Annotated in this window: 2 protein-coding genes; one reads left to right on the top strand and one right to left on the bottom strand. The window is 77.4% G+C overall.

Annotation, left to right across the window (positions count from 1 at the left end):
- Nucleotides 1–455 (bottom strand): DUF948 domain-containing protein (locus AB0O00_RS40360; protein WP_363659639.1); only part of this gene is annotated, 455 nt, incomplete at its 3' end.
- Between the two features lie 365 nt (nucleotides 456–820).
- On the opposite strand from AB0O00_RS40360, the gene AB0O00_RS40355 reads away from it, so the two are divergent.
- The coding region (locus AB0O00_RS40355) for an AAA family ATPase (protein WP_363659638.1) at nucleotides 821–1,210 on the top strand (390 nt) is incomplete at its 3' end.

Raw genomic sequence — 1,210 nt, 5'->3', positions numbered from 1 at the left:
CGGGAGAGCAGGCCGCCGCGCGGGGCGGTCGCGGCGCGCACCTCGGCCCGGATGAGCCGGGCCAGCTCCTCGCGCTCGCCCGGCTGGGCGGGCACGGACAGGTTGCCGCCCTGCTGCCTGGCGACGGCCTTGCGGACGCCGTAGCTGAAGGCCGCGACCTTCACCAGCGGCCCGCCCAGGGTGGCCGCGACGGTGGAGGAGAGCGCGTTGGCGTTGGCGGCGGCGTCCTGGACGTTCGCGGTGATCTCGTCGACCCGCTCCAGCTGCTCGTTGGCGCTGCGCACCGCGGCGCCCGCCTCGGTCAGCAGCGGCACGGCCTGCTCGGTGACGGCGGAGACCAGGACGGTGGCCTCCTTGAGCACCCGCGAGAGCCGGACCAGCACCACGGCGAGCAGGGTGACCAGGACCGCCCAGAACACGGCGACGAGCAACCCGGCCAGCTCTCCCACGGACACCTTTGCGCGCTCCCTCGCCTTGCTGTTCTCCAAAACGGAACCCTATCGCGCCCACGCCCGGTTTCCGGACCGGGTGGGCGATGGCGCAGCGGCCCCGGGGCCCGTCCTCGGGCTCCCGCCCGCGCGGCGACGCCCGGGCCACCTCCGCGTCCACCCGGGCGCGCAGGTCCGGGCTCCCGCTCGCGCGGCGACGCCCGGGCGGACGGCGGGAGTCCGAGGACGGGCCCCGTGATCCGGTCGGGTGTGCGAACCGCCCGCGTAACCTACCGGCCGGTCACCTCGTTCAGCCAGGCGGGTCGTCGCCCGTACGGCCCGACGCACGTCCGGGCCGTACCGTCCCGGGCCCGGAGCACGGGGAGCAGCGCTTGGCCGGCGACTGGACAGCAGAGCCTCGGGCGGCCGACCCGCCCCGGCGCGCGGCGGAGCCTGGCCGGCTGCCGGCCGAGGTCACGGGCTTCGTCGGGCGGCGGCGGGAGCTGGCCGAGCTGGCCGGGCTGCTGGCGAACGTCCGGCTGGTGACGGTCACCGGGCCGGGCGGGGTCGGCAAGAGCCGGCTGGCGCTGCGCGCGGCGGCCCGGGCGACGGGCGCGTTCCCGGACGGCACCTGGCTGGTCGACATCGCCCCCGTGCAGGACCCCCTGCTGCTCGGCCACGCCGTCCTGGAGGCGCTGCGGCTGCCGCACGGCACCGCCCGGCCGCCGCTGGAAGTGCTGACCGAGCAACTGGCCGGCCATCGCCTGCTGCTCCTGCTGGAC

Source organism: Kitasatospora sp. NPDC093558 (genome assembly GCF_040683475.1).
Classification (GTDB): domain Bacteria; phylum Actinomycetota; class Actinomycetes; order Streptomycetales; family Streptomycetaceae; genus Kitasatospora.
Note: the sequence above shows the minus strand (reverse complement) of the source record. Positions and strands in the feature narration are given on the sequence as shown.